This window comes from Synechococcus lacustris str. Tous (genome assembly GCF_003011125.1).
In the GTDB taxonomy this organism is placed as follows: Bacteria; Cyanobacteriota; Cyanobacteriia; order PCC-6307; family Cyanobiaceae; genus Synechococcus_D; species Synechococcus_D lacustris.
This window is the reverse complement of sequence record NZ_PXVC01000272.1, coordinates 1-728: the sequence shown is the minus strand read 5'-3', so window position 1 is coordinate 728 and position 728 is coordinate 1. Positions and strand designations below refer to the sequence as shown.

The 728-nt window shown below is 43.1% G+C and carries 2 protein-coding genes; one reads left to right on the top strand and one right to left on the bottom strand.

The features are described from left to right. A partial coding sequence (locus tag C7K08_RS14855) for a transposase (protein ID WP_193464856.1) occupies positions 1 to 370 on the bottom strand: 370 nt, incomplete at its 3' end. A 79-nt stretch (positions 371 to 449) separates the two neighbouring features. On the opposite strand from C7K08_RS14855, the gene C7K08_RS14850 reads away from it, so the two are divergent. Continuing rightward, positions 450 to 728 (top strand): PqqD family protein (locus C7K08_RS14850; protein WP_241537300.1); only part of this gene is annotated, 279 nt, incomplete at its 3' end.

Below are 728 nucleotides of genomic sequence, written 5' to 3'. Positions count from 1 at the left end.
GGATATACCTGAGTGTATTCAGCACTCGTTTGTGGTCTTTAGGAGCAATCGCAGTGGCGTAATACCTTGCTTCCCAAAAATGCCCGCAACGCCCACTCAGGCGGTTGAGTGCCATTGCTGAATACCAGCCAATCCAATGCATCAATCTCGGCAACTGGGAAGCATCATCTGGTCTGATAAGGAGATGCAGATGATTTGCCATCAAACACACCCCATACAACTTGTGCGGCACCTTGGCTTGTGCCCTAGCGAACACTGAAAGCAGCACATCTCTTCTCAACCCTTTAGCAATCAAAAATTCTCTACTATTACATCTAAGTGTGATATGAAATGAATAGCCCTGCGGCAGATGGCGGGGTGAGCGGGGCATTAAATAACGTTAGAAAAAGCTGTAATTATTTAACCTGCAACATCCCAAATGTTTACTACAATAAGTAGCAAAGGTTGAAGTGGATCCTCAGGTTCAGGAAAAACAATTCCAGAGCCTGCTTAAAATGCAACTCCTCCTCCAATTTATTAAGTTTTTCAACATGGCCACTCAACAACATCAAAGCCCAAGTACAAAGCGATTCAAGCAGCATCCCGCCGTTGTATTTAGTGAATTGGATAATCAAATAACCCTATTTCAAAGTAAAACTTGCGATTACCTCGTTCTAAATGAAACTGGTTCAGCTATATGGCAAGCTCTGCAAACAGCACAAACCTTGAATCAAATATGCGATCTACTC